The following is a 26,702-nucleotide window of genomic DNA, read 5'->3' on the forward strand; positions in this document are numbered from 1 at the left end:
GGAATCCTCGATCCGCTTTTTTGTTTTACAAGCATGATCGAAGGGCGTGATTTCAGAAAAAATGGGGGTCTTCCAATCCTTTCTTTTGGGAGAAATAAGAACCGCACCGTTTTCTGTGCTTACCGATCGCCGAACGAGCGATGGCTCAATGTTCAGAGGAACAGCTGTTCTATTGTTTTCATGAGGAGGCCAATAGCATCGCCATCATTGTCAAACATATGAGCGGAAATATGGTGTCGCGCTGGACAGACTTTTTGTCATCGGATGGGGAAAAACCGAACCGCAACCGCGATGATGAGTTTATCAACGATTTTCATACGCGCGAAGAAGTCATGGCCTGCTGGGAAAAGGGGTGGTCCGCTTTGTTTCAGACGCTCAGCGAACGGCAAGAAACGGATTTGTTGCGGACGGTCACGATCCGCGGTGAGCCCCATTCTGTCATCGAAGCGATTGAGCGACAAATGTACCATTATTCGTATCATATCGGACAAATCGTCTATATCGCGAAACAGCTGAACGCCGAGCGCTGGAAAGCGTTGACGATCCCGAGAAAAAGAAAACGCTAGCCTCCCCAGCAAAAAGCGGGGGCGTGTCAAGTTTTTTCAGACACGCCCTCGCTCATCCGGCAATGGTTTATTTTTGCTGCATCTTAAACTGCAAAAACAACTCATTATAGTAGGCGAGCATACGTTTCCCTAAGTTTTCGTACACTTCCAAGCGCCCTGCCGAATCCAAATCAGGGTAAAAGCGCCGGTCATTGGCAATGTCTTTTGGCAAATAGCGAAGCGCCGCGCGATTCGGCGTCGAGTAGCCGACATATTCGGCGTTTTGCGCCGCGTGTTTCGGGTCAAGCATAAAATTGATAAACGCGTGCGCGCCTTCGATGTTTTTCGCTGTTTTCGGAATGACCATGTTGTCAAACCATAAATTGGATCCTTCCTTGGGCACGACATAGTCCAACGCTTCGTTTTCGGAAATGATTTCCGCCGCATCGCCCGACCAGACGACACCGACGGCTGCCTCTTCGTTGGCAAGAAGCAGTTTGATTTCATCGCCGACAATGGCCTTTACATTCGGCATAAGCCGGTCGAGCTTTCGTTTTGCCTCTTGCAGATGCTGCTTGTTTGTATCGTTGAGCGAATAGCCGAGGCTGTTTAACGCCATTCCCATCACTTCGCGCGCCCCGTCAGCAAGCAAAATTTGATTGCGCAAATCCGGGTTCCATAAGTCGTTCCAGCTGGTGATCGTTTTGCCACCCAGCATCCCGCGGTTGTAGACGATGCCGACCGTCCCCCAAAAATACGGCACCGAATAGCGGTTATGCGGGTCAAACGACAAATCGAGAAACCGCGGTTCAATGTATTTCAAGTTCGGCAGTTTACTATGGTCGAGGGGCAAAAGCAAGTTTTCCTCGATCATCTTGCTGATGGCGTAATCGGACGGAACGGCGACATCAAACGTCGCGCCGCCTTGAGCGATTTTCGCCATCATCGCCTCGTTCGAATCGAACGTTTGATAAACGACTTTCCAGCCGGTTTCTTTTTCAAACTTCCGGATCAGCGCCGGATCGATGTAATCGCCCCAGTTGTACACGCTGACCGTCTTGTCGCCTCCGTACCCTTCCGTTTCGTTGAGCCGATGGGTCATGAACATCAGGGCGAACGCGGCGATGAATATAGCGGCAAACCCTTGAACGAGACGTTTCACCTACTTCCGCCCCCCTATTCCGTACATGCGGCCGCCTTTTTGGCTGAGCACGTAATAGCCGACGACCAGCAGCATCGTAAACAAAAACAACAGCGTTGACAGCGCGTTGATCGATAAGGAAATGCCTTGGCGCGCCCGCGAATAAATTTCGACCGACAACGTCGAAAACCCATTTCCTGTCACAAAAAACGTCACGGCAAAATCATCGAGCGAATACGTGAGCGCCATAAAAAACCCGGCCCAGATGCTCGGCGTCAAAAACGGGAGGATCACCCGCGACAGCACTTGCCGCGATCCTGCCCCCAAATCGCGCGCCGCATCGATCCATGTCGGGCTCATCTCCTCAAGCTTGGGCAGCACCATCAGCACGACAATCGGCACGCTAAAGGCGATATGGGACAACAGCACCGACACAAACCCGAGCTTGATGCCAGCCAGCGTAAACAACAATAAAAACGAAGCGCCGATGATGACGTCCGGGCTGACGATCAGCACATTGTTGAGAGCGAGCAGCGTATTTTTCATCCGCTGCCGCTTGACATAGTAAATGGCCAATGCCCCGATGACGCCCAAAATCGTGGCCACCGCCGCCGACAATAACGCGACGACCAGCGTATTGAGCACAATGATCAACAAACGGTCATCCAATAGCACCTCGCCATACCATTTCAACGTGAAGAATTGAAAATCGTGCATCGTCCCGCCGCTGTTGAACGAATAATACATCAAGTACCCAATCGGCGTGTACATGATGGCAAACACAAAAAGCAAATAGACGCGCCCCCACCGATGTGTGCGTTTCATCGACTTCCCTCTTTCCTTCCGCTTCCTGTCAAGAAGACAATGACCGCCATCGCGATCATGAGCACAACCGCAATCGTCGCCCCCATCCCCCAATCTCGGGTGACGAGAAAATGCTGCTCAATGGCCGTGCCAAGCGTAATGACGCGATTGCCCGCAATGAGGCGCGTAATCATAAACAGCGACAACGCCGGGATAAACACCGCCTGGCAGCCGGCCTTCACCCCACTGAGGGTGAGCGGGAACACGACGCGGCGGAACGTCGTCCACCCGGACGCGCCCAAATCGCGGGCCGCATCAATGAGTGACGGCGGCAATTCTTCCAGCGCATTAAAAATCGGCAGCACCATAAACGGAATAAAAATGTACACGGAGACGAACACAAAGCTGAAATCGGTGAACAACAGCTGCCGCGCCCCGAGGCCGATCGCCTGCAAAAAAGCGTTGGCCAGTCCGTATGTGCCGAACAGCCCTAAAAACGCATACACCTTCAGCAACAAATTCACCCACATTGGCAAAATGAGCAACAGCAGCCATAGCTGCTTATGCCGCGTTTTCGTCAGCCAATACGCGGTCGGATAGCCGATCAACAAGGAGGCGAGCGTAATCAGCAGCGCGTACCAAAACGAATACGCCATCATTTTCAAATAAATGGGCGTCAGCACCTTTTCATAATTGGCCAGCGTCCACTGTCCATCGATATCCAAAAACGACTCATACACGAGAAAGACGAGCGGCGCAATGACAAACAACACCAGCCATGCCGCATAGGGGATCAAATACCAGTTTCGCCATGCCCGTTCCATCCTTCGTCCCCTTTCCTGCGCTCGGCTCGCATGACATGAATCGCTTCCGGTTCAAAGCGAAGCCCGATCGTTTCCCCGACTTCCGCTTTTTTCGTTGAATGAACGAGCCATTCATTGCCGTTTTCATCATAGCCGCAAATTTCATAATGAACGCCGCGGAACAAAAGCGAATCGACGCGAATGACGATTTGGCTGTCTTCCGGTGCGGCGAGCTCCAAATCTTCCGGGCGAATGACGACATCAACCGATTCGTTGGGCACAAAGCCGCGGTCAACGCAGGCAAACTGTCGGCCGGCAAATTCGACGAGAAAATCTGCGATCATGCGCCCCGATAAAATGTTCGATTCGCCGATGAAATCAGCAACAAACCGATTGACCGGCTCATCGTAAATCTCTTTTGGCGTCCCAAATTGCTGAATTTTCCCTTTATGGAGGACAAAAATATAGTCGGACATCGCCAGCGCTTCTTCTTGATCATGCGTGACGAAAATAAACGTGATCCCCAACCGGCGCTGCAATTCGCGAAGCTCGTACTGCATTTCCGTGCGCAGCTTCAAATCGAGCGCCGAGAGCGGTTCATCAAGAAGCAGCACTTCCGGCTCGTTCACGATCGCTCGGGCAATCGCGACGCGCTGCCGCTGGCCGCCGGACATTTCCTGAATGCGGCGGCGTTCATACCCTTCCAAGTTGACAAACCGGAGCGCTTCCTTCACCTTTTGGCGAACGTCCGCTTCTTTCATTTTTTTCACCCGCAAACCAAAAGCGACATTTTCAAACACATCCAAATGCGGAAACAAGGCGTAATCTTGAAACACCGTATTGACTTGCCGCTTGTTGGGCGGAACGTGATTCATCGGCTTCCCGTGAAAATAAATCGTCCCTTGCGTCGGTTCAATAAACCCGGCGATCAGCCGCAAAATCGTCGTCTTCCCACATCCGGACGGACCTAGCAGCGTATAAAATTTGCCTCGCTCCATCTCGAAACTGACGTCGTCCAATACCGCTGTCCCATCGTATTCCTTCGTCACATGGTCAAAGCGGATGATTGTTTGTCCGTTCACTTTCAGCCCCCCATCTTCATCATATCCATCATTCCTAATTAGAACACAGCAGGGATGAAAGCGCAACGGAAAACAATGTCGGATCCCTTGATTGGAAACACGCTTTTTGATCGTTCAGATTTCACGATGATTTCTCCGTTTCAGATCCGCCGCTTGGGCGTGTAAGCGATACGATGCGCGAGTCAGGAAATCGCTCTTGATGAACGTGGGAAGCGATCAAATAAGCCGCCTCGTGGTCCTGTTGGATCCATTCGGTCAACCGATCGCGGCTCACCATATCAAGGGAATTGAAGGGCTCATCCATCAGATACAATTCCACTGGACGTGCCAACGAAATCGCAACATGCAACTTTTGCCTTGTGCCTAGTGAATACTGGTCCACCGGAAGCGCCAGCATCTCCTCCATCTTCAACAAGCGGCACAATTCTTTGGCTTTATGAGTGTACTGTCGATCCAACTTCCATAAAAGGCGGAAGCATTCAATATTTTCATAGCCAGTCAACTTCGAAAACATCACGGTCTCCGAAGTCACATAAGACAAATGGGCGCGCATGTCGGAAAGCTGAATGGGACGGCCTTTATAAAAAGCTTCATAGTGCAGCTCGCCTTTAGTGAGCAATCCCGAAATAATATGCAAAAGCGTCGTTTTCCCCACTCCGTTTGGGCCTGTGAGGAGCACCTTCTCTCCAGGGAAAATGGAAAATGAAAATTGCTGAAAAATCGTTGCTCCCCCATCATAGCGATACGTCAAGTTTTGTAGCGAAAACAACGGATCCATCCTTTGTTCTCTCCCTTATTTTCTCTATTCTTTTTCCACTATGATTCAATCGCTTTGCATTTACACCTCTCACCCATGAGACACCGTTGCCTCCAAGCCGGCGGAGAGAATGAGCAGCACAACCGCCACCAAAAACAAAAAGAGGATATCGCGTATATAGAGCGGTTCCGTTTTTTCCCCCCTCGCTCTTTGCTTCACAATGTGAAGAAATCGCCATGTTTCATATCCTAATGTACAAAACAAAAGATGTCCCATTATTTCCGGAATGGCATGGGGGAAAACTCCTGTCATCAACGGATGCCAACCATAGCCTTTGGCGACTCCTTTCACGATCACTCCGAGCATCGCAGCATGATAACCAAGATAAAGAGTATTAGCCATTCCTAACGTCAGCCATCCGCCGACCATCAAAATGACCCCAACCATCAAGTTGTGCCCGAAAGTAGCCCAAAACGCCATCGAAGTCGGATGAATGACAAGTTTTTGCGAAAAAATCCCTGCCCCCAATGCAAAGCAGACAACATACACCCCTAGTGACAATAGAAAATACGGGAAATGAGTGTGAATGGCTCGCTTGATCATCATCAATGCCCCCTCACATGCGCCGCGCATATCGAGAACTGTGCCACAATACAAGGTAAAGCATCACGACAAACAAACCGCTGTACCACGCCCAACTCCAACCTTTCAAGAGCATAAAAAAGGCCGAAACGAGCGATGAAAAGATGGTGATGTAAATTAACAAGCGATGAAACGAATGATTTCCGGCTGCAATCAACATATACCCTGCATAATCACGCGGAGATGTCAATGCCGCTTGTTCACCGCTGGCTAAAACAAGGCAGAACACTTCATAATCGGTGCGCAAAATCCGTTTCACAACAAACGGATAGGCTGGCAGCATCAGTATCGCTCCGATTACCGCCCACACCCCTCGATGCACTCCCGATAATCCGATATATTCGATAAACAGCCATCCGCATGCGATTAGGCATGGGTAACTCCCTAATCGCTCAAGCAGCGTCCATTTCGCTTCAATTAACGATCCAAGGGGAGGCGGAGAAAGAAGCCGAAAAACAAGGAGACGCTCCATTTCGCTTTCAAACTGAAAAATGTCTGGAAAGGCATCGGTCATGGCTCGCAACGTCCCTGTCATGACCAAGTATACTTCGAACAGAAACAAAAACAAAAGGATCGCTCCGTTGTGAACGGCCGCCAACAGCGGCAAATTCGCTCCAGCAACCAAGAACAATTCCCCTGGCAGAAACAGCGTCCAAGGCGGCTTGGCCAACTCCTTTGCTTTGCGCATGAACAGACAAAGATCCTTATATAAAATCGCATTGTTCGTGCCGCGAACCGCTAATACCTCAATGGCACGCAGCTGCCATGAATACAGCTTATCCATCGCCTTGCTGGAATGAGAGGCACGAAGAAAAGGAAAACAAAGCAGAGCCAACAGTACAAACCCAGCTCCAACAAGTGATAAAGCAGTGCTTGAAAAGGACCATCCTTCCCCTAAGTGGGCCATGCGTTGATAAAATTGCTGTTGCCAGTGAGCAACGTAATCATCCATATGCGCAAGATAAGAAAGCGACAACCCATACATCCGAACCGCTTGGCGGGACAATTGCAACAGCGGCATTATCGCCGCAAGCACAGCATACCCGAGCGCCAATGAGGCCATGCGAAAGAACAAAGCTGAACATACACGCGCCGCTCTAGTTGTTGAACCGCGCATCATATGCGATATGACATACAGAAGCAGCATCATCGCTTGCCCAAGCCATACCCACACCGCTCCTACCACCCCAAACTTGGCGATCAAGCCGACAGAGGGAGGGAGAAACAACGGCGATAGACGCAGCAAAGACACCGCATAGTGAAGGCCTAGCAACCGCCTCCATACGTGATCATCCCGCACACTAGACAACCGCAAATAGTCAAAATGGTAGCGGCGCTCCAACGCCTCTTTTGACTCCAGCGAAACCCCGATTAGAGGACCGACCGATAAAAAGAAAAGAATCAACATCGTCACAACAGGACGAAACATCATTGTCGATCGAAAACAGATCACTGCAACGAGCGCCGACGAAATGAGCCATTTCGTCGCTTCCAACAACAACAGTGTCGTCCGCGGGGAAAACGGTGATTTTCGCTGTAAAGGGGCGATACTGCTTCGCTGTTTTTGGAGATACCATAGCCATACGAGTCTCACGGCTCTTCCCCCTTTCATCTCATAGGAACGGCAGGGGGCCTTTCTCCCCCTGCCGGTTTCCATGTTACCATGCAATAGCCGCTTTTTGTTCCCGCTCAGCCACTATTTTTTTCACCGTTGCTACAAACGCTGACCAGCCAATTTCCAAAATGGCATCGACTCCGCCTGACAAAATCGCAGTAATTCCAAGAATCATCGAAACGAGCGTGGAGCCGGTCAGCACGATCGAAACAACAGTTGTAGCAACTGCTTGCGACACGCCGAGCGTTCTGGCAATAAGCGTGAACTACTCGTATTTCAAATCCGATCGGACTTTATTTTATTTTCCGCAATAAACGCGAATAAACGATCCCATAAACAAGAACGGCCGCAATCAATGCGATTTTTCCCCACATTGGCATCTTAGCCGCTTTTAAACCAAAGGCAAGGACAATAAACAACACAAACGGCAGGCTAATGAGAATAAAATACGGCCACGACCATCGTTTCATCTATTTCACTCCTGTCTGTGACGCCATTTCTATTAAATTCCTTGTTAACATCATCCATTTTTTATTATACACTTTGACTCTTAAAAAAAAATTAAAAAAAAAGAGAAATGAGTTGACGTTTTTCGTCTTTTTTTAACATATTTCGACATTTTTTGTGCTATCGAAACAAAAGGCTCTTCACTAAAAGTTGTATTTCATGACATGCCTTAACTTATGCATCCACGAAAGAATAGGAACAAATCATTTTTTGCCTACACCTGTTCAGAGAAGTGCACGTTATGGTGATGAACTAAGCAAAAAAGCGATTGGTAAGAAATTGGTGTCAGCGCAAGGAGATGTTCAATAGCCAAAACACAATAGAGGTCGGTGGACTTAGTGCAACATACTACTGATTTCACCTATTTCTCAATTAGAGAGACTTAGTGGAATCCACTTTCTTTTCTGAATGAAAATGCCGGCCTGACGCGAGATTTTCATGCCTGGGTGGAGGGCAAGTCGCGCTGCTCATGGAACTTTTCTGAATGAAAATGCCTCTGATTGGTGTGTGACAACGGTTTTTCACCAGCCTCAATCGGAAAACAGCGCATGGCTTCGTTGAACATCGGCCACTGGAGAATGTCTTTCCCTGCTGAACGTTCGATTGGCAAGCAAAGAGAAAACACCGATTGCCCGCATGGCGGCAGGTGTTTGTAGCGCTATTTCCGATTTTTGCAATCATACAAGAGTTCCTTCTCCCTTGATCGGGCAAATCTTTGGCAAATTTCTTGCTTCACTGTATTGAATAATTTCAAAAAATACATTAAATTATATAGTAATCACCCAAACGGGACGATACAATTGGATACGAATTTTCTTATCAAGAGAGGGGGAGGGACTGGCCCGGTGAACCCTCAGCAACCTGGCGGGCGGCCAAGGTGCTAAATCCAGACAGGCAGCAGCCTGGAAGATAAGAAGAAGCGAACGGAAAGTCTTCTTCTTAGAAGGCTTTTTTCTTTTACTTGCCAAGAAACGGGGGAAATGGAACGTGGGATTGCTTGATGAGTTGAAACAACGCGTGCTGATCGCCGATGGGGCGATGGGGACGCTTCTCTATTCGCATGGCGTTGACCGTTGTTTTGAAGAATTGAATCTATCGAAACCGGAAGACATCGTCCATATTCACGAAGCCTATATCGCGGCAGGCGCCGACGTCATCCAGACGAATACCTACGGCGCCAACTATGTGAAACTCGCCCGCTACGGCTTGCAAGATGAGGTGCCGGCCATCAACCGGGCGGCGGTGCGGCTCGCTAGGCAAGCCGCCAACGGTCGGGCGTACGTGCTCGGGACCATTGGCGGGCTGCGCACGTTAAACAAAAGCGCCGTGCCGCTTGATGAAGTGAAGCGGACGTTCCGCGAGCAGCTGTTTGTCTTGCTGGCGGAGGGAGTGGACGGCGTGCTGCTCGAGACGTATTACGATTTAGAAGAGTTGGAGACGGTGCTCGCCATCGCCCGCAAAGAGACGGACTTGCCGGTCATCGCCCATGTGTCGCTCCATGAAGTGGGCGTCTTGCAAGACGGCACGCCGCTCGCTGACGCCCTCGCCCGCTTAGAAGCGCTTGGCGCCGATGTCGTCGGGCTCAACTGCCGGCTCGGGCCGTACTATATGCTTCAATCGCTCGAGGAAGTGCCGCTGCCAACGCGCGCCTTTTTATCGGCGTACCCGAACGCGAGCCTCCCCGACTATCGCGATGGCCGGCTCGTCTATGAGACGAATGCCGAATACTTCGAGGAAACGGCGAAAGCGTTTCGCGACCAAGGGGTGCGGCTGCTCGGCGGATGCTGCGGCACGACGCCGAACCATATTGAAGCGATGGCGCGGGCGCTGCAAGACCGGACGCCGGTAACGGAAAAAACGGTCAAACGACGCGCCGTGCCGGTGTCGGTCCAATCCGACATTCCATCATCAGCGACGCCGCTTCCCGAACTTGTCCGCGCCCGCCGCTCGGTGATCGTCGAGCTCGATCCCCCGAAAAAATTGGGCATTGACAAATTTCTCGCCGGGGCGAAAGCGCTCCATGACGCCGGCATTGACGCGCTGACGCTGGCCGACAACTCGCTCGCCACGCCGCGCATCAGCAACGCCGCCGTCGCGGCCATCATCAAAGAGCGGCTCGGCGTCCGCCCGCTCGTGCATATTACGTGCCGCGACCGCAACTTGATCGGCCTGCAGTCACACTTGATGGGCCTGCATACGCTCGGCATCACCGACGTGCTCGCCATTACCGGCGACCCGTCAAAAATCGGCGACTTTCCGGGAGCGACATCGGTGTACGATTTATCGTCGTTTGATTTAATCCGCTTGATCCGCCAGTTTAATGAGGGATTGTCGTATTCGGGCAAACCGCTCGGACAAAAAACGAACTTCTCGATCGGCGCGGCGTTCAATCCGAATGTCCGCCATTTGGATAAGGCCGTTGAGCGGATGGAGAAAAAAATTCAGTGCGGCGCCCATTATTTCTTGACTCAACCGGTTTACTCGGAAGAGAAAATCATGGCCGTGCACGAAGCGACGAAACATTTGAATGCGCCGATTTACATCGGCATTATGCCGCTTGTGAGCGCGCGCAACGCCGAGTTTTTGCATCATGAGGTGCCGGGCATTACGCTGTCCGACGATATTCGCGCCCGCATGGCCGCCTGCGGCGACGACCCGGTGCGGGCGGCGCGCGAAGGAATCGCCATCGCCAAAGCGCTCATTGATGCGGCGTTCGACTTGTTTCACGGCATTTATTTCATTACGCCGTTTTTGCGCTACGACATGACGGTGGAGCTCGTCCGCTACATTCACGAAAAAGAAGCGGCCGCGAAAGAAAGGAAGGTTGTGCATGGCTGACCTCATCTTCGAACAACAGCTGCAGCGAAAAATTCTTGTCATCGACGGCGCCATGGGCACCATGATCCAAAGCGCCAACTTATCAGCCGCCGACTTTGGCGGCGAGGCGTATGAAGGGTGCAACGAATACTTGACCATCACCGCCCCGCACGTCATCCGCCGCATTCATGAAGCGTACTTGGAAGCCGGCGCGGACATCATTGAAACGAACACGTTCGGGGCGACGCGCATCGTCCTTGATGAATACGGACTTGGCCATTTGGCGCTCGAGCTGAACATCGAAGCAGCGAAGCTCGCCAAACAAGCGGCCGAGGCGTTCGCGACGCCCGACTGGCCGCGCTTTGTCGCCGGTTCGATGGGGCCGACGACGAAAACTTTGTCGGTCACGGGCGGAGCGACGTTTGACGAACTCGTTGCCGCCTATGAAGAACAGGCGCGCGGACTGCTTTTGGGCGGCGTCGACCTTCTCCTTTTGGAAACGTGCCAAGATGCCTTGAATGTCAAAGCGGGATTCATCGGCATTTCCAAAGCGTTTGAAGCGGTCGGCCGCCGCGTGCCGCTCATGATTTCCGGCACGATCGAGCCGATGGGTACAACGCTTGCCGGGCAGGCGATCGATTCGTTTTTCATCTCGATCCGCCACATGAAGCCGATCGCCGTCGGCTTAAACTGCGCGACCGGCCCGGAGTTTATGACCGATCATTTGCGCACGCTCGCCTCGCTTGCCGACACGGCGGTCAGCTGCTACCCGAACGCCGGCCTGCCGGACGAAGAAGGGCATTACCATGAAACACCGGAGATGCTCGCGGAAAAAATCCGCCGCTTTGCCGAAAAAGGATGGATCAACATCGTCGGCGGGTGCTGCGGCACGACGCCGGACCATATCCGGGCCATCGCCGAAGCGGTGCGCCACATTCCGCCGCGGCCGATCCCGTCCTCGTTTGACACGCACGCCGTCTCCGGCATTGAAGCGCTCATCTACGATGAAACGATGCGCCCGCTTTTTGTCGGTGAGCGGACGAACGTCATCGGCTCGCGCAAATTTAAGCGCCTCATCGCCGAAGGCAAATACGAAGAAGCGGCGGAAATCGCCCGCGCCCAAGTGAAAAACGGCGCCCATGTCATCGACATTTGCCTCGCCGATCCGGACCGTGATGAGCTTTCCGACATGGAACAGTTCGTCCGCGAAGTCGTCAAAAAAGTAAAAGTGCCGCTCGTCATTGACTCGACCGACGAGCGTGTCATCGAGCGCGCCCTCACGTATTCACAAGGAAAGGCGATCATTAACTCGATCAACCTCGAAGACGGCGAAGAGCGCTTTGCCAACGTCGTGCCGCTGCTGCACCGCTACGGCGCCGCCGTTGTGGTCGGGACGATCGATGAACAAGGGATGGCGGTCACCGCCGAACGGAAGCTCGAGATCGCCTTGCGTTCGTATGACTTGCTCGTGAACCGCTACGGCGTGCCTGAGCGCGACATCATTTTCGATCCGCTCGTCTTCCCGGTCGGCACCGGCGATGAGCAATACATCGGCGCGGCGAAAGAAACGATCGAAGGAATCCGCCTCATTAAAGAGCGGCTTCCTCATTGTTTAACGATGCTCGGCATCAGCAACGTCTCGTTCGGCTTGCCGCCGGCCGGGCGCGAAGTGCTGAACTCGGTCTTTTTGTACCATTGCACGCAAGCCGGGCTCGATTACGCCATCGTCAACACCGAGAAGCTCGAGCGGTTCGCTTCGATTCCGGAAGAAGAAGTGCGGATGGCCGAGGCGCTTCTTTTTGCCACCAGCGACGAAACGTTAAACGCCTTTATTGAATTTTACCGAAGCAAAATCACCGCCGCCAAGCCGGTGCAGACGAACTTGAGCTTGGAAGAGCGGCTCGCCCGCTACGTCATTGAAGGATCAAAAGACGGGCTCATTCCCGATTTGGAACAGGCGCTGGAAACGTACTCCGATCCGCTCGCGATCATCAACGGCCCGCTCATGGCCGGCATGGACGAAGTCGGACGGCTGTTTAACAACAACCAGCTCATCGTCGCTGAAGTATTGCAAAGCGCAGAAGTAATGAAAGCGGCCGTCGCCTTTTTAGAACCATATATGGAAAAGAAAGAAGGAAGCACGAAAGGAAAAGTAATCCTGGCGACGGTGAAGGGCGATGTGCATGACATCGGCAAAAACTTGGTCGACATTATTTTAAGCAACAACGGCTATGAAGTGATCGACCTTGGCATCAAAGTCGCCCCCCAGCAGCTCATCGAAGCGGTGCGCGAGCATAAACCGGACATCATCGGCCTGTCGGGCCTGCTCGTCAAATCGGCGCAACAGATGGTCGTCACCGCGCAAGACTTGCGGCAAGCCGGTGTTTCGACCCCGATTTTAGTCGGCGGCGCCGCCTTGACGCGCAAGTTTACGGAAAACAAAATCGCGCCCGAATACGACGGCATCGTCTTGTACGCGAAGGACGCCATGGATGGGCTCGCCCTTGCCAACCAAATCCAGCAAGGCGAGATCGACTATCAAAAAAAAGAAACCGTTGGACACGAACCGGCGCGAACGGCGGCTGTCGCCGCGGCCGCCAAATCCAACGTTTCGACCGACGTCCCGGTCTACGTGCCGGCCGATCTCGACCGCCACGTGCTAAGGAATGTGCCGCTTGACCACGTGTTGCCGTACGTCAACTGGCAAATGGTGCTCGGCCATCATCTCGGCTTGAAAGGAAAAGTGAAGCGGCTGTTGGAAGAAAAAGACGAAAAAGCGCTCGCCTTAAAAGCGGTCGTCGATGAGCTGATCGCCGCCGCCAAAACACACGACTGGATTCAGCCGGCCGGCGTCTACCGCTTTTTCCCGGCGCAAAGCGACGGCAACCGCGTGTACATTTACGACCCGATCGACCGGCAAACCGTGCTTGAGACGTTTGACTTCCCGCGCCAGCCGCGGGCGCCGCACCTTTGCCTCGCCGATTACTTGAAATCGAAAGAGAGCGGGGAAATGGACTATGTCGGCTTTTTCGCCGTCACCGCTGGGCACGGCATCCGCGAACTCGCCCAACAGTGGAAAGACGAAGGCGAATTTTTGAAAAGCCACGCCATTCAGGCGTTGGCGCTCGAGATCGCCGAAGGGTTCGCCGAACGCATCCATCAAATTATGCGCGACCGCTGGGGCTTCCCAGACGACCCGGACTTCACGATGGAAGAGCGCTTCGCCGCCAAATACCAAGGCCAGCGCTACTCGTTCGGCTACCCGGCCTGTCCGAACTTGGAAGACCAAGAAAAGCTGTTCCGCCTCCTTCATCCGGAAGATGTCGGCATCCGCTTGACCGACGGCTACATGATGGAGCCGGAAGCCTCCGTCTCGGCGATCGTCGTCGCCCATCCGGAAGCGCGTTATTTCAATGTGCTGTAAAGAAAACGAGCTGGCTCAAACGAGTCAGCTCGTTTTCCTCTCTTCGTTTTTCACGCAACAAACCTCGGCCATGCCATCGTCTCGGAACAAAAAATATTCATAAGCAAACCTTGCCCTCACCTCTAACACAAAAATGACAGATTAAGGAATATAGGTTCCAAAGAAAAGTTCCATGGACAGCGCGATCTGCCCTTCACCGGGAGATAAAACTCCGCGTCAGTTCGGCATTTTCACAAAAATGTTCCTAGGAGGCTGGTGATTTTGTGCAAAATACTGCTGAGTTCCACCCATTTCTCAATGAGAGAAACCTTGCAGAATCAGCTTTCTTTTCTGAATGAAAATGCCTCCAGTTGGTGTGTGACAGCGATTTTTCACCGGCCTTCTAGTAAAAAAATGAAAACATTTGTGATACGAGGGTTATTCTGTGGTAGTCAAGTAGCAATCGGACAAATATCTGTGAGAGTTTTTAATTCGTTTTAAAAATTGCAACACAGTCTCTTCATCTGCAGGATCATCTTCGAAATGGACAATCTCAATAATTTTTCGGCTGAACTCTTCGAACTTTGGTGGCTGATTGCCGTTTTCATTCGCTATCTTAATGGCTTGATTGAACTCTTTAGCTGTCTTCATTAAGCGATCCACCTGACTTTTGTTTAATTTACGAGAAATGACCCAATCCCAAATAGCAAATGTTTCCGGATCAACGGCAAAATCTCGTAATAGGTCAATATAAAATTCAAGCCGTTCTACTCTCTGTTCCAAAGATTCCTGTCTCAAGAATATCACTCCTCACTTCAGCTTTCGATGACATTAAAACACTACCAACACGAAGAAGTAAGCAATGGTTCGAGCAGCCGAGAGACGTGAGTTCTCATACGCGAGGGTGACTGGTCAACATGCGCGGTCCGGGGGCATCCCGAAGAGTCCCACCCCCACGATCCTACAATGAACGGAGGTGATCTCATGAAACTCTATGTCGGAGTCGACAGCTCCGTGTTCGAACATACATTTTAGAACTGCTTTTCGAGTCGTTGAGCATTGATGAAATCTCTCAGATGGACGTGCAACTGCTCGCTGGCTTCTTGCGCCAAAATACCGCAGGACTTTCCTCTTTGCCCACTATTTTATCTTTACTTAATCAAAAAAGTAAAGACCATCTCCCCCCAAAGACGTTTATGGCAAGAAACGAAAAAACGAAAGAGGAAAAGAACATGTTCCGTAAATTTCTAGAAGGCTGGTGATTTAAGGGAACAGGCCGCTTACCAGCCTTGTTTCTCAAATAGAAAAGCCTTGTCACATCGGTATCGCATTTCACACGTTCCCCCATCGATCAAGAGAAACAACCGTTTTTCACCAGCCTTCTAGATCTGCTGAACAGCGCGGTCAACCGTCCGAAACAAAGCGCTTCCGGGCAAGACGCTTCCCCCTTTAGCTAAAGGCGGCAGCATTAGATGCCAGCCTCTTCCAAAATCATCTGTTTCATCACGCCAATCAACGAACAAGATTTGCCGCCTTGAACCCGTTCCTTCGGCTCAACGGCTATCGCCTTACCGCTTCAGAAAAAAGCATATACCATGCGTCATGATCGGCAAACGACCTCGATGGAAACGTCGGCAAAAAAGTGATCACTGTCGACCCCTTCATCGCCTCGTTGCACATATTTCCGCCCCTCCGTTCCATACTAACGTTGACAATACCCGCCAAGGAGGAGAAACATATGGTCACAAAGCAACAAGCCACGCTGCCGCCGCAGCACCAGACGCGCCAGCCGGGCCTGCAAACGGAGATGAACCCGCAGCCGGTCACGATCAAAGACTCGTATCAAGGAAGCGGCAAATTGGCGAATAAAGTCGCCATCATCAGCGGCGGCGACAGCGGCATCGGCCGGGCGGTCGCGGTTCATTTCGCCAAAGAAGGAGCCGATGTCGTCATTTTGTATTTGAACGAACACGAGGACGCCGCGGAAACGAAACGGCTCGTCGAACAGGAAGGAAAACGGTGCTTGGCGATCGCCGGCGACAGCGGCGATGAAACGTTTTGCAAAGAGGCGGTGAAACAAACGATCGAGACGTTCGGCAAGTTGGACATCGTCGTCAACAACGCCGCTGAACAGCACCCGCAGCCGAACATTCTCAACATCACCGCGGCACAGCTGGAAAAAACGTTCCGTACGAACGTATTCGGCTACTTTTTCCTAACGAAAGCGGCGCTCCCGCACTTAAAAAACGGCAGCGTCATCATTAACACCGCTTCCATCACCGCCTATGAAGGCAATGAACAACTGATTGACTATTCAGCAACAAAAGGAGCGATCGTCGCCTTCACCCGCTCGCTGGCCAAAGCGCTCGTCGGCCAAGGCATCCGCGTCAACGGCGTCGCCCCAGGCCCGATTTGGACACCGCTCATCCCGTCGACATTCCAAAGCAGCCAAGTCGCCACGTTCGGCGCCAACACCCCGATGAAACGGCCCGGCCAGCCGAGCGAAGTCGCCCCGTGCTACGTCTTTTTGGCAAGCGACGAATCATCGTACATGACCGGGCAAATGCTTCATGTCGACGGCGGCCAATTCATTAGCAGCTGATGGCAGCCGCCGTTGACGCCAACCCTTTTACAAAATCACGTTACCTTTCCTTACAAAAATATGGCACAATGGGAAAACATCGCGTACGATAAAGCTACGATGTTCCCTACTTCGTAACAAGGTGCCCCTCTTCTCTCTGCCCGTCCCGGATGGGGCGGGTATTTTCTTTGACTGTGAAAGGCGAACGGAGCATGCCCCTGACCGATCTTTGTGTGAATCGTGCCCATCTCTCTTTGGGCGTGCGTTGCCTATGACGGAGGTTTTGTTTTTGAAAAGGAAGGGACTGAGTGAACGACCCCCACTTAATTTTCTAGCGAAAATTTGAAGTGGAGGCTTCCAAAGAAGTTTGACTGCTTCAAGCAATCCTTATTCTTTGAGGCGTGTCCACTTTGCCGCTAGAGCATAAGACACTCAGGTCTACAGCTTTACTTTTCTTTAAGATGTTTAATGCGCCGCTTCGCTTCGTTGAAGTGGGAGTCTTCTCGCCTAATTAAGATAAAAGGACGTGCCGGCGGCTATCTCGTCGTAGCGCCGGATTGGAAACCGATTACATGGACTGAAGAAGAGAGAAGCCGAGGGCAGGCATAGGGAAACAAAACCGTCGAAACGTTCCATACTTACGGAACGCCGAATGTCCGAAACGAAGCAAAACAATAACCTGTTTCAACTCCTCTTCCCCCGACCGCCATCGGTGAAAGAGGAGCTTTGGTGTCTCCCTTCACTCTTCGGCCGCTGCCAACTGTCCCCCTTGTTTCACTGCTTTTACTTCGTAATGCCCCACTTCTACATGAAGAATAAACTCCGGTTTGGGCTCATTTCGTTTCGCTTTATGACCGGCGATGTGCGCGTCGCTTTTCTCCCACTTTTTCCAATGTTCTTCCGATTCCCATGTGATCAGAAGCACGACTTCCTCATCACCACGACGCGTTTTTTTTACTAAAATTTTCAAATCAACAAATCCTTCTTGCTGCTCGATGATTCCTGGTTTTTGAAAGCGTTCAACCACTTGGTCAGCGAATCCTTCCGCCACTGTAATTTTGCGCATTTGCACAAACATGAATCCTCTCTCCTTTTTTGGATGGTCATTCCTTTCCTACTTCGCCATTCCCTTCATCATCGCGTTCATCGATGTGGGCATCATCGGACTGGTGGATCCCCAACATCATGTTCAACTCATCATTATGAATGTCAAACGACTGAATGAATTCGTTGATCACCATTTCGATCGCTTTCAATTCCCCCGTCAGCACAGGATGAATCGATTGAAGCTCTGGCGACTGCAACTGCTGCTTTAAGGTCTCACGCTTGACGTATAACCTTTGTAAAAAATCGAGCACCCGTCCCCGTCGAAATGTTTTGGCGCCGCGATGTGGCCCCATGCGCATATGGGGGCCTTTCCAAGGGGGATGACCTTCGAATGAATGCCCATCCCCGGGGAAAAAATGTCCATGCATTTGCTCATCTTTCCTCCTTTCCCATCGTTTCTTTCACTCTCGCCACCGATCGTAAGACACTGGCAAGCACTTCATCTTGCGGAGCAAACTGTTCATTCAGGTAGCGGTTTCATTGCCGGACCAACTCCCATCCTTCGTGGTGATCATAGATCATATCGACGCCTCAGTTCCAACCTTCTCCCCTCCTTTCTGTATACGATTGTATATAAAAATATACAAAAGATCAAATTCTTCATCTCCTGACCGCTAGGCTTTATGACTTTCGTTTGCTCATCATGATCATCCGAGAGTACTGATTTTGGCAAATAAAAAAGACAACGGTTATCTAACCGATGTCTGTAAGAACGAGAATATCATTGGTGTTTACGCACATCGTTTTGAAACGAGCCAATTTTGTTTTTAAGGTTGGCCGCATCAGTCGTAAACAAAATATAAGTATTCGCATGGGTGCGAATGACCAATCTATCGGTTTCCCCGTATGGCGTACCAATTCTGATCGCTGTCTTCTCCTCCCCAGCATAAGTATCGTCAAGTGTTACTTCTACAATATCAGAGAGAGGGATTTCTATGTCCGATAACAGCCAACGAATCACTAAATGATCATTCGATTGTTCTACTTGTATCCCTGCCATACTGTTCCCCTTCCTTTTGGTTCAAAAATGCTGCTTACCGATTGATTCCATTGTATAGTATAATGAATCTCCTATGCAAGCATTCTTTAGCCTATCACAATGTTTCTGGTAGGTGAGCCTTAACCAATGCTTGCTTTACAACCAATACAAGATGATAATACAATGAGAATACTGAATGATTATTACTATGATATGTCAGTCCTTTTATAGATTTAAGACTGATTATTTAATAAAGGGAGACAAGTCATGAGTCGCTCGCTTGTCATAAAAGGAAGTGTGGCTGGCTTGGTGTCAGGCATATGGCTTGGCTTGTTTTTTAAAATGCTTGAGACATATTGGAACATCAAACTGTATACACTGCTTCTAAATATCGATTATGTCCCCGTTTTCAATCGCTTTGCCTTTTCGGAAGCGGTCGAGTTTTCTTTTCATCTATTTATATCGATCGTATTGGCAGTAGGCCTTTTCTATGTTGCGGTCAAGCAACAGTGGACCACTAAGCAAATGTTCATCCGCCTTCCTATTGTTTGCTTTTTGCTTGGTCTGCTCCTTTATCCGACAACCGCGCTGTCAGAGCGAACGCCGCCGTTGACCTCAGGCGTGGCGCTCCTTTGCTGGCAAATTGGGCATCTTTTCTACGGAGTCATAGTAAGTTTTTTCGCTAGAAAATTAAGTGGGGGTAGTTCACCAATACTGAAAAAGAAGGTGACAATCATGAAGGATCTTCACGAAACGCAAGCAACGGAGGAATATCCGAAAAAAGATAACGAGCAAATTTTTTCGCCCATTGAAGATTTTGAAAGAATCGTAACAGGCGGAGCATGGAAACGAGAGAGCTTGAAAGTAAAATCCGCACCCAAATGGCTTCGGTATTTCAGTTATCTTATATTAGGCTTTGTGATCGTCATCCCTTTGATTGTCTGGATCTTGAATGCATGGTGATGAGGCAAGGTTTCTCAAATGGAGAAAGGCAGATCGCGCGCTGATTGTCTTCACACATCACCGGCCTTCTAGAGGGCCGGTGATTTACTCGTGGGCCCAGCTTTTCCATCTCATTTCTCAACTAGAAAAACTTTGTTGCATCGGTCCTGCTTTTCACGCGTTCCCCCATTGATGAAGGGAATCAGCGGTTTTTCACTGGCCTTCTAAGCTCTATGTAGAAATAGAAAAAGATGCCCGCCCATGCGACGTGCGACGGACACCTTTCCCCAACAGCGCTTCCGTGATCTAGCGCCTTGCACACGACCCCCGCTCGACAAGCCGGTGCGGGATGATGATGCGCTTGATCGGTTCGGCTTCGTTTTCGATTTTTTCCATTAAACTTTTCGCCGCTTCGTAGCCGAGCTGGAAAATGCCGATGTCGATTGAGGTGAGCGGCGGGCGCGACATTTCGGCGAGCAAGGTGTTGTTAAAGCTGACGATCGACACGTCTTCGGGGACGCGCAGGCCGATTTCATCGAGCGTCTTCAGCATCCCGAGCGCCATGAGATCGTCGGCGACCACCAGCCCGGTCGGCGGCTCGGGCAAAGAAAGCAGCTCTTTCATCGCCTCTTGGCCGCCTTCTTGCAAAAACTCCTCATGGATGACGTATTCCGGCCGGTACGGCAGCCCCGCTTCACGAAGCGCCTCTTCATAGCCGGTTTGGCGGTCGATGGTCACCAAATATTGCGGATTGCCCCCGACAAAGGCGATGCGTTCATGGCCGTGGGCGATTAAATAGGTCGTGGCGTCCTTTCCCGCCTGCACGTTGTCGTTGTCGACATGGGTCACTTGTTCCGCCTTTTGGTGCGGCTTGCCGATGACGACGAATGGGAAGTCATGTTTTTGCAAGTATTTCATCAGCTTGTCGTTTTGCCTTGAATAAAGCAAAATGACGCCGTCCACGCGCCGCCCTTGCAGCATCTCGACGACCCGCTCGTAAATGTCGCTCTCTTTTTCCCCGGTCGACATTTGCAAGGCGTACCGCTTTTCATGGGCGGCTTTGCTGATGCCGCGGATCACTTCCGGGAAAAACGGGTTTTGCAGCGCTTGGTCCGCCGAGCTCGGCATGACGATGCCGATCACTTGCGTTGCTTGGCTGGCGAGGCTGCGGGCGATAAAATTTGGATGGTAGCCGAGCTCTTTCATCGCCTCGCGCACCCGCTGCTTCGTTTTCTCGCTGATGCGCGGGCTGTCGGCGATGACGCGCGATACGGTCGACGGCGCGACATTGGCCCGCTTGGCGACATCTTTAATTGTAACGGTCATAAGTCCCCTCCTTTCTATTTATTCTTATTCATGGATCCGTTTTGCCCGTTTTTTCACCATGTATAAAAACAAGAGGAATAGCGCGTAAACCGCGACTAGCGCGGCGATAAACGGGATGTTGATCCCCGTTTTGTCCCGCAGTTTGTACACTTCCGCCGTTTCGCGGTCCAATACAAGATCGTAGCCGTCCCCATCGCCGCGGACGAGATCGTCCAATAAAAAGCCGCGCAGCTCTTTGTTTTTCGGCAGCTGATCGTTCGTCAAATGCACGTGCTGCGTTTTGCTTGTATTGTTGATGGCGATGACAGTGGTTTCATCCCGATAGCGCCGCTTGAACACCGCCATGCCGTCTTTTTCATACAAGAGCGTAAAATCGCCGCGCCGCAACGACGGCAGCTGTTGACGGAGCGGGCCGATTTTTTTTAAGTAATCGATGATTTCCGGGTCGGCGCGGAAGTCCATCAACCGGCGGTTGTCCGGATCGGGGCCGCCGTTCATCGCGATTTCCGTTCCATAATACATGATCGGGATGCCTGGGGCGGTGAACAAATACGTCATGGCTAGTTTGATGCGCGAAATCGGGTTGTTGCGGTTGTCAATCGCTAGCTTTGTAAACCGGACATTATCATGGTTGTCCAAAAACGTCCCAAGCCAATACGGGCGGTCGTAAAACGTTTGGTTGTACTCCCAGACATCATAGAGCGGGCGGAGCGAAGCATCGCGCCTCGCAAGCGACTGCTTCACCGCGCCATAGAGCGGGTAATCGACAAACCCATCGATGCCGTACTTCCCGTAATCGGCGATATAGCGCGGATCGTCGCTCCACACTTCACCGAGAAGGAAAACGTCTTTCTTCACCGCCTTCACTTCTTTAGAAAATTCTTGCCAAAACGATTTCGGCACATGCCGCACCGTATCGAGCCGGTAGCCGTCAATGTCGGTCTCTTTGATCCACCATTTGGCGGCGTCAATGAGGTATTTTTTCACTTCCGGGTTTTCCTGTGCCAGATCGGGAAGCCCATACACCCAGCCGTTTTCTACTTGCTTTTGATTGTTCCAGTCAAAAATCTCTTTCTTCGGGTGGAACCAGTCTTTTTTCGCCGGATCTTGAAGCCACGGATGGTCGTAACCGACATGGTTGGCAACAAAGTCCAAAATGACTTTCATGTCGCGCCGGTGCGCCTCTTTGACCAGCGTTTTCAAGTCATCGAGCGTGCCGAAATGCGGGTCGACGCGATAAAAATCTTTGATCCAATATCCATGATAGCCGCCCGGCATGTTTTCAAACACCGGCGTCAGCCAAATGGCGGTAAACCCCATTTCCTTGATGTAATCGAGCTTCGCGGTCACTCCTTTTAAATCCCCGCCAAAATATCCTTTTGGGTCGTTGACATTGACGTCTCGGTCGTTCGTCGGATCCATATTGTTGAAACGGTCGACCATGATGAAATAAATCGCTTCGTCTTGCCACGTCCGTTCTTCTTTTTCCGCCGCCGCAGCCGGCATGGCATAAAAAAGAAGGAACGGAAGGATGAACAGTACACCAAGACGGTTCCCCATTTCCGTTTCCCCCCTTTACTGTGAAAATGTCGAACTGACGCGGGATTTTCATCCCCGGGTGGAGGGCAGATCGCGCTGCCCATGGAACTTTTCTATCCGTTTAGCTGTGTGGAAACGGGTAAGCCCACTATTTATGATAGCGGTTCTTACCCTTTTGTGCCACCCGCTGTTAAGCCGGAAATCAAATATCGCTGCAAGAACAAAAAGACGATGGCAATCGGGGCGGCAATCAAAATCGAGCCGGCGGCGAAGCGAGTGAAGTTGTTGGCAAACCGGTCGCTGATGAAATTGAACAGCCCGACCGCCAACGTAAATTTATCCGGATCGCGCAAGACGATCGACGGCAGCAAAAAGTCGGTAAACGGCGCCATGAAGTTAAACAAGGCGACAACGGCCAAAATCGGCTTGGCTAACGGGAGCATGATGCGGAAAAAGACGCCGAAATGACCGGCGCCATCGATGCGCGCCGCCTCGTCCAATTCGCGCGGAATCGTGTCAAAATAGCCTTTCACAAGCCAAGCGTTAAACGGAATTTGCCCGCCGACATAAATGAGAATGAGCCCCCAGAGCGAATCGAGCAAATGGAGCATGTCAAGCAAAATATACAGCGCCACCATCGCCATGAGCGAGGGGAACATTTGCAAGACTAAAAACAAGTACAGCCCCGTTTTCCGCCCGACGAATTTGTAGCGCGAAAACGCATAAGCGATGAGCGCCGTGAAGAAAACGGACAGCGCCGCGTTCACCGCCGCAACAAACAAGCTGTTTTTATACCAAAGCAAATAATCGCTTTGCGGGCTGGTAAACAGCCATTTGTAATGCTCGAGCGTCCATTTTTCCGGAATGAGCGATGCCGAGTACAAGCTCGTGCCCGGATTGAGCGACATGCTGATGGTCCAAAGAAGCGGATAAGCGATGACAACAAACATGAACGCGATAAACAAGTAAATGAGCGTGACTTCGATATGCGATTTCCATTTGCGCTTCATTAAATGTTCCCCTCCTCTTTAAAGGAACGGGTGCGCCGGAACTGATAAACAGCAAACCCGCACACAATCAAGCCGATGATGAGCGAAATCGCAGCCGCCATATTGTAGTTGTTCGTCGTAAACGTCAAATCGTACACCCACGAAATAAGAATGTCCGTTCCGCCGGCGTTTTGCCCGCGCACGGCCGGACCGCCATGGTTGAACAAATAGATGATGTTGAAGTTATTGAAGTTCCCCGCGTATTGCATGATCAACAGCGGAGCCGTGGCGTACAGCACATGCGGCAAGGTGATCGATTTAAACTTTTGCCAGCGCGTCGCCCCGTCGATATCGGCCGCTTCGTACCAATCGCGGGAAATGCTTTGCAAAACGCCGGTAAATAACGCAAACACAAACGGGAAACCAAGCCATGTCTGAATCAAGATGAGCGCCACTCTCGTCCAAAACGGGTCGGTCATCCACGGAACCGACAACCCAAACAAACTCAGCACCTCACGGTTGATCGCCCCGAATTTATCGTTAAACATCGCGGCAAACACCAAAATCGTGACAAACGCCGGCACGGCCCACGGCAAAATGAGCACCGTGCGGATGAATCGTTTCAACTTAATGCGCGGATCGTTGACGAGCAGCGCCAAAAACAGCCCAAGCGCGATTTGCATCGTCGTCGCTACGACCGTCCAGACGATCGTCCACGCGAGGACGCTGAAAAACGTGCTTTTCCAAATCGGAATGGAGACTAAGTTTTTGAAGTTGTCAAATCCGACCCAATTCAACAAATGCCGCGGCGGTGAATGATACAAGTTGTAGTCCGTAAAGGCGAGCGACACCATGAACAGCAGCGGCAGCACAACGATAAACAAAAGCATGACAAGCCCAGGCGTGACAAAAATGTACGGAAATCCTCGGTCCCATGCGTTCCGGCACGACTCAACAAGCGAGGGAAACGGCTCGCCGCGCTGCCGCCGGCGGGCGTCGTTGCGGGCGTCAATGACGTTGGCAACGTGCAACGCAACGGCAAAAGCGATGATGATCACGGAAACAAGCCCTTGAATCAACAAGAAAATCGAATGATCGAGCATCGGGATTTCGCCGAGGGTCACCAGCCCCCACAGCCCGATATTCAAAAAGTTATAAAAGGTGATAAGGAACGCCGCTTCGATGATGAGGAACAAAATTCCTTTGATATAGCGGCGGTTGTACAATTGTCCAAGGCCGGCAAACAGCAATGACAGCGCCATCGCCACCGCCGGCCGATGACGGACGTTCGCTTCCGGCATCGGAACTCCCTCCTATCGATGGATAAGAACGGTGGATAGGGATGATCCTATCCACCGCCATATGACGTGTTATTTTCCAGCACCGCTGGCCGCGATTTTGTCTTGAATCGTTTTGACCGCTTCGCTGAGCACCGCTTTCGGGTTATCGCCTTTCGCGATGAATTGCAGCGCGTTGCCCATCGGCTCCCATACTTGCGACATTTCCGGCACGTTCGGCATCGGTTCGCCGTATTGGATTTGCTCAGCAAAGCCGGCGATCAGCGGGTCGTTCGTGATTTTTTCGTTCGTCAACGCTTTTTCGTTTGCTGGCATTTCGCCGGCCACTTCATAGTAGTGAAGCGAGTTTTCTTCGTTCGTCACAAATTTCATGAAATCGACTGCCCACGCTTTGTTTTTCGAATAAGCGGACAACATCCATGTTTTGACACCCACAAACGATTTCGGATGTTCGCCGTTGTCGAGCACCGGCAGCGGTGCCGTTGCCAGCTTGTCGCCTAACGCTTCCTTGTACGAAGCAATGTTCCACGGACCGGTGATGGCGACTGCCACCTTTCCTTTTGTAAACAGCCCGTTCATAATATCGCTGGTGATTTCTTTCGGGATGTAGCCGTTTTTAAACCACGATCGGACGAGCTCTGCTCCCTTGACGGCTCCGTCGTTGGCCAAACCGATGTCGCTCGTATCGTATTTGCCGTTTTCATTTTTGAACACATAGCCGCCGTAGCCGGCGAAGAACGGATAAACGAAGTAGAAGTTCGCCGCTTCCATTAAAAAGCCGTATTGGTCTTTCGCCGCATTCGTTTTTTCTTTAGCGATCTTCATCAACTCATCCATCGTTTTCGGCGCTTCCGGCACTAAATTTTTGTTATAGAACACGCCGTATGTTTCCACAACCGCCGGCACACCGTACGTTTGTCCGTCATACGTCACCGCATTGACAGCGGTCTCGCTGTACTCGCCTTTCGCATCGCCAAGATCAACCGGATCGGCCAGCCCTTGCAGCACAATGTCGCCGATGCGGTCATGCGGCTGGTAGAACACGTCCGGCCCTTTGCCGGCTGGACCGTCAAGCGCCAATTTTTTTGTTTGATCCAGCATTTTGACAGCAACCATTTGGATTTGGATGCCGGTTTTTTGTGTATACTTTTGAAAAATATCTTTCAACGCTTGTTTTTGTTTTTCATCGTCGTTCACCCAAACGACCAGCTTTTCCGGTTTCTTCGCTTCTTCGGTCCCATTGTTGGTCTGTTTTGGCTGCTCCGCATCCCGCTTCGGCCCGCAGGCGGAAAGCAGACCGACCAAGAGCACCGTCATGAGAAACAACGACAACGCTTTTCTCATAATCCCCCTCCTAAACAAGAAAGTTTGAGAACACGGCCACAGTGCAACCATCAGGAAATCGTTTGCACAAATAAACAACGACATTATCGATGAAAACGATTGCACCGCTCATTTCTATTATATCGCCTTTTTTCTATTTTACAAGCTCTTTTTCTATAAAATTTGACTTTTCTTCTCTTCTTGTTTTACTCTTTTTTTAAAGAGGAAATGATGCAAACGATTGCTTTTGTAAGGAGGATGCCCCGTGTTCAAAGAGGCTGTTTACCATCGTCCAACGGACAATTTCGCTTATGCTTATGACGAACGAACGCTTCATCTTCGGCTTCGGACCAAAAAAGGGGATGTCGACAAGGTGGAGCTGCTGCACGGCGACCCATACGAATGGCGGAACGGCGCTTGGCAATTCGAAACGATGCCGATGAAAAAAACAGGAAGCGATGAATGGTTTGACTACTGGCTGGCGGAAGTGCAGCCGCCATAC

At 51.2% G+C, this 26,702-nt stretch carries 25 protein-coding genes, 1 pseudogene and 1 riboswitch; of the genes and pseudogenes, 8 read left to right on the forward strand and 18 right to left on the reverse strand.

Annotated elements, in window-relative coordinates; all coding sequences use genetic code 11:
• Nucleotides 1-113 precede the first annotated feature (113 nt).
• Nucleotides 114-566 carry a DUF1572 family protein gene (locus tag B4113_RS04805; RefSeq protein ID WP_051962631.1) on the forward strand — a complete coding sequence of 151 codons (453 nt, stop codon included), beginning with the start codon at nucleotides 114-116 and terminating at the stop codon, nucleotides 564-566.
• Nucleotides 567-633: 67 nt separating this feature from the next.
• On the opposite strand, the gene B4113_RS04810 is transcribed toward B4113_RS04805, so the two are convergent.
• The 9 genes from B4113_RS04810 to B4113_RS20055 all read right to left on the reverse strand — a co-directional run bounded on the left by B4113_RS04810 (nucleotide 634) and on the right by B4113_RS20055 (nucleotide 7,859).
• Entirely contained in the window at nucleotides 634-1,653 is a 1,020-nt protein-coding gene (locus B4113_RS04810) for an ABC transporter substrate-binding protein (RefSeq protein WP_369802224.1), read from the reverse strand.
• 54 nt (nucleotides 1,654-1,707) lie between these two features.
• Complete coding sequence (locus tag B4113_RS04815; protein ID WP_033843244.1) at nucleotides 1,708-2,511, reverse strand: ABC transporter permease; 804 nt, start codon at nucleotides 2,509-2,511, stop codon at nucleotides 1,708-1,710.
• Complete coding sequence (locus B4113_RS04820) at nucleotides 2,508-3,314, reverse strand: ABC transporter permease (protein ID WP_033843243.1); 807 nt, start codon at nucleotides 3,312-3,314, stop codon at nucleotides 2,508-2,510. Before B4113_RS04820 ends, B4113_RS04815 begins: the two co-directional genes overlap by 4 nt.
• Entirely contained in the window at nucleotides 3,284-4,375 is a 1,092-nt protein-coding gene (locus B4113_RS04825) for an ABC transporter ATP-binding protein (RefSeq protein WP_033843242.1), read from the reverse strand. Before B4113_RS04825 ends, B4113_RS04820 begins: the two co-directional genes overlap by 31 nt.
• Before the next feature lie 121 nt (nucleotides 4,376-4,496).
• On the reverse strand, nucleotides 4,497-5,153 hold the full coding sequence (locus B4113_RS04830) for an ABC transporter ATP-binding protein (RefSeq protein ID WP_033843241.1): 657 nt from the start codon (nucleotides 5,151-5,153) through the stop codon (nucleotides 4,497-4,499).
• Nucleotides 5,154-5,222: 69 nt separating this feature from the next.
• A complete protein-coding gene (locus tag B4113_RS04835; protein ID WP_033843240.1) occupies nucleotides 5,223-5,735 on the reverse strand; it encodes a stage II sporulation protein M in 513 nt (170 codons plus the stop codon).
• A 13-nt stretch (nucleotides 5,736-5,748) separates the two neighbouring features.
• Complete coding sequence (locus B4113_RS04840) at nucleotides 5,749-7,368, reverse strand: hypothetical protein (protein WP_033843239.1); 1,620 nt, start codon at nucleotides 7,366-7,368, stop codon at nucleotides 5,749-5,751.
• Nucleotides 7,369-7,432: 64 nt separating this feature from the next.
• Nucleotides 7,433-7,645 (reverse strand): uberolysin/carnocyclin family circular bacteriocin, encoded by a 213-nt coding sequence (locus B4113_RS04845; protein ID WP_033843238.1) that lies wholly within the window; start codon nucleotides 7,643-7,645, stop codon nucleotides 7,433-7,435.
• Nucleotides 7,646-7,682: 37 nt separating this feature from the next.
• Nucleotides 7,683-7,859, reverse strand: coding sequence for a hypothetical protein (locus B4113_RS20055; protein WP_172418625.1), 177 nt, complete (start codon nucleotides 7,857-7,859; stop codon nucleotides 7,683-7,685).
• A gap of 850 nt (nucleotides 7,860-8,709) precedes the next feature.
• A riboswitch (SAM riboswitch) is annotated at nucleotides 8,710-8,812 on the forward strand.
• A 71-nt stretch (nucleotides 8,813-8,883) separates the two neighbouring features.
• On the opposite strand from B4113_RS20055, the gene B4113_RS04850 reads away from it, so the two are divergent.
• Both B4113_RS04850 and metH read left to right on the forward strand, forming a co-directional pair.
• A complete protein-coding gene (locus tag B4113_RS04850) occupies nucleotides 8,884-10,734 on the forward strand; it encodes a bifunctional homocysteine S-methyltransferase/methylenetetrahydrofolate reductase (protein ID WP_033843237.1) in 1,851 nt (616 codons plus the stop codon).
• Nucleotides 10,727-14,137, forward strand: coding sequence for a methionine synthase (gene metH, locus B4113_RS04855; RefSeq protein WP_033843236.1), 3,411 nt, complete (start codon nucleotides 10,727-10,729; stop codon nucleotides 14,135-14,137). Before B4113_RS04850 ends, metH begins: the two co-directional genes overlap by 8 nt.
• A 417-nt stretch (nucleotides 14,138-14,554) precedes the next feature.
• Here the strand turns inward: metH and B4113_RS18540 are convergent, their stop codons facing one another.
• Nucleotides 14,555-14,914: a DUF1878 family protein gene (locus B4113_RS18540; protein ID WP_197055014.1), complete on the reverse strand. Its 360-nt coding sequence runs from the start codon at nucleotides 14,912-14,914 to the stop codon at nucleotides 14,555-14,557.
• 278 nt (nucleotides 14,915-15,192) lie between these two features.
• Here B4113_RS18540 and B4113_RS20060 point away from each other — a divergent pair, with 278 nt between their 5' ends.
• From B4113_RS20060 to B4113_RS21115, 3 genes and pseudogenes are all read left to right on the forward strand, one after another.
• The gene (locus B4113_RS20060; protein ID WP_033843235.1) at nucleotides 15,193-15,378 is read left to right on the forward strand and encodes a hypothetical protein; all 186 of its coding nucleotides are present in this window, start codon (nucleotides 15,193-15,195) and stop codon (nucleotides 15,376-15,378) included.
• 476 nt (nucleotides 15,379-15,854) lie between these two features.
• A complete protein-coding gene (locus tag B4113_RS04870; protein WP_033843234.1) occupies nucleotides 15,855-16,718 on the forward strand; it encodes an SDR family oxidoreductase in 864 nt (287 codons plus the stop codon).
• A gap of 504 nt (nucleotides 16,719-17,222) precedes the next feature.
• Nucleotides 17,223-17,375: pseudogene (locus tag B4113_RS21115) on the forward strand (catechol 2,3-dioxygenase); the annotation flags it as partial.
• A gap of 61 nt (nucleotides 17,376-17,436) precedes the next feature.
• Here B4113_RS21115 and B4113_RS04875 read toward each other — a convergent pair.
• The 3 genes from B4113_RS04875 to B4113_RS04885 all read right to left on the reverse strand — a co-directional run bounded on the left by B4113_RS04875 (nucleotide 17,437) and on the right by B4113_RS04885 (nucleotide 18,804).
• Nucleotides 17,437-17,775, reverse strand: a complete 339-nt coding sequence (locus tag B4113_RS04875; RefSeq protein ID WP_033843233.1) for an antibiotic biosynthesis monooxygenase — start codon at nucleotides 17,773-17,775, stop codon at nucleotides 17,437-17,439.
• Nucleotides 17,776-17,800: 25 nt separating this feature from the next.
• Complete coding sequence (locus B4113_RS04880; RefSeq protein ID WP_033843232.1) at nucleotides 17,801-18,172, reverse strand: hypothetical protein; 372 nt, start codon at nucleotides 18,170-18,172, stop codon at nucleotides 17,801-17,803.
• A gap of 353 nt (nucleotides 18,173-18,525) precedes the next feature.
• Entirely contained in the window at nucleotides 18,526-18,804 is a 279-nt protein-coding gene (locus B4113_RS04885) for a hypothetical protein (RefSeq protein ID WP_033019716.1), read from the reverse strand.
• Between the two features lie 246 nt (nucleotides 18,805-19,050).
• Here B4113_RS04885 and B4113_RS04890 point away from each other — a divergent pair, with 246 nt between their 5' ends.
• Nucleotides 19,051-19,746, forward strand: coding sequence for a hypothetical protein (locus B4113_RS04890; protein WP_051962628.1), 696 nt, complete (start codon nucleotides 19,051-19,053; stop codon nucleotides 19,744-19,746).
• A gap of 285 nt (nucleotides 19,747-20,031) precedes the next feature.
• Here the strand turns inward: B4113_RS04890 and B4113_RS04895 are convergent, their stop codons facing one another.
• The 5 genes from B4113_RS04895 to B4113_RS04915 form a co-directional block, all read right to left on the reverse strand.
• Nucleotides 20,032-21,051: a LacI family DNA-binding transcriptional regulator gene (locus B4113_RS04895; RefSeq protein ID WP_033019711.1), complete on the reverse strand. Its 1,020-nt coding sequence runs from the start codon at nucleotides 21,049-21,051 to the stop codon at nucleotides 20,032-20,034.
• A 24-nt stretch (nucleotides 21,052-21,075) separates the two neighbouring features.
• Nucleotides 21,076-22,611, reverse strand: a complete 1,536-nt coding sequence (locus tag B4113_RS04900) for an alpha-amylase family glycosyl hydrolase (RefSeq protein WP_033019709.1) — start codon at nucleotides 22,609-22,611, stop codon at nucleotides 21,076-21,078.
• 146 nt (nucleotides 22,612-22,757) lie between these two features.
• A complete protein-coding gene (locus tag B4113_RS04905; protein ID WP_033019707.1) occupies nucleotides 22,758-23,600 on the reverse strand; it encodes a sugar ABC transporter permease in 843 nt (280 codons plus the stop codon).
• Nucleotides 23,600-24,880, reverse strand: coding sequence for a carbohydrate ABC transporter permease (locus tag B4113_RS04910; RefSeq protein WP_033019706.1), 1,281 nt, complete (start codon nucleotides 24,878-24,880; stop codon nucleotides 23,600-23,602). The genes B4113_RS04905 and B4113_RS04910 overlap by 1 nt, the downstream gene beginning before the upstream one ends.
• Nucleotides 24,881-24,949: 69 nt before the next feature.
• Entirely contained in the window at nucleotides 24,950-26,221 is a 1,272-nt protein-coding gene (locus B4113_RS04915) for an extracellular solute-binding protein (protein WP_033019704.1), read from the reverse strand.
• 244 nt (nucleotides 26,222-26,465) lie between these two features.
• On the opposite strand from B4113_RS04915, the gene B4113_RS20345 reads away from it, so the two are divergent.
• A partial coding sequence (locus B4113_RS20345) for an alpha amylase N-terminal ig-like domain-containing protein (RefSeq protein WP_235597960.1) occupies nucleotides 26,466-26,702 on the forward strand: 237 nt, incomplete at its 3' end.

This window comes from Geobacillus sp. B4113_201601 (assembly GCF_001587475.1).
In the GTDB taxonomy this organism is placed as follows: Bacteria; Bacillota; Bacilli; order Bacillales; family Anoxybacillaceae; genus Geobacillus; species Geobacillus icigianus.

Bases quoted from the DNA above. Each gene is read 5' to 3' on its own strand.
- B4113_RS04875 (WP_033843233.1), bottom strand. From the start codon at position 17,775: ATGTTTGTGCAAATGCGCAAAATTACAGTGGCGGAAGGATTCGCTGAC.
- B4113_RS04915 (WP_033019704.1), bottom strand. From the start codon at position 26,221: ATGAGAAAAGCGTTGTCGTTGTTTCTCATGACGGTGCTCTTGGTCGGT.
- B4113_RS04815 (WP_033843244.1), bottom strand. From the start codon at position 2,511: ATGAAACGCACACATCGGTGGGGGCGCGTCTATTTGCTTTTTGTGTTT.
- B4113_RS04835 (WP_033843240.1), bottom strand. From the start codon at position 5,735: ATGATCAAGCGAGCCATTCACACTCATTTCCCGTATTTTCTATTGTCA.
- B4113_RS04885 (WP_033019716.1), bottom strand. From the start codon at position 18,804: ATGGCAGGGATACAAGTAGAACAATCGAATGATCATTTAGTGATTCGT.
- B4113_RS04880 (WP_033843232.1), bottom strand. From the start codon at position 18,172: ATGCATGGACATTTTTTCCCCGGGGATGGGCATTCATTCGAAGGTCAT.
- B4113_RS04890 (WP_051962628.1), top strand. From the start codon at position 19,051: ATGAGTCGCTCGCTTGTCATAAAAGGAAGTGTGGCTGGCTTGGTGTCA.
- B4113_RS20060 (WP_033843235.1), top strand. From the start codon at position 15,193: ATGGACGTGCAACTGCTCGCTGGCTTCTTGCGCCAAAATACCGCAGGA.
- B4113_RS04895 (WP_033019711.1), bottom strand. From the start codon at position 21,051: ATGACCGTTACAATTAAAGATGTCGCCAAGCGGGCCAATGTCGCGCCG.
- B4113_RS04830 (WP_033843241.1), bottom strand. From the start codon at position 5,153: ATGGATCCGTTGTTTTCGCTACAAAACTTGACGTATCGCTATGATGGG.
- B4113_RS04810 (WP_369802224.1), bottom strand. From the start codon at position 1,653: ATGTTCATGACCCATCGGCTCAACGAAACGGAAGGGTACGGAGGCGAC.
- B4113_RS20055 (WP_172418625.1), bottom strand. From the start codon at position 7,859: ATGAAACGATGGTCGTGGCCGTATTTTATTCTCATTAGCCTGCCGTTT.
- B4113_RS04905 (WP_033019707.1), bottom strand. From the start codon at position 23,600: ATGAAGCGCAAATGGAAATCGCATATCGAAGTCACGCTCATTTACTTG.
- B4113_RS04910 (WP_033019706.1), bottom strand. From the start codon at position 24,880: ATGCCGGAAGCGAACGTCCGTCATCGGCCGGCGGTGGCGATGGCGCTG.
- B4113_RS04900 (WP_033019709.1), bottom strand. From the start codon at position 22,611: ATGGGGAACCGTCTTGGTGTACTGTTCATCCTTCCGTTCCTTCTTTTT.
- B4113_RS04870 (WP_033843234.1), top strand. From the start codon at position 15,855: ATGGTCACAAAGCAACAAGCCACGCTGCCGCCGCAGCACCAGACGCGC.
- B4113_RS04820 (WP_033843243.1), bottom strand. From the start codon at position 3,314: ATGGAACGGGCATGGCGAAACTGGTATTTGATCCCCTATGCGGCATGG.
- metH (WP_033843236.1), top strand. From the start codon at position 10,727: ATGGCTGACCTCATCTTCGAACAACAGCTGCAGCGAAAAATTCTTGTC.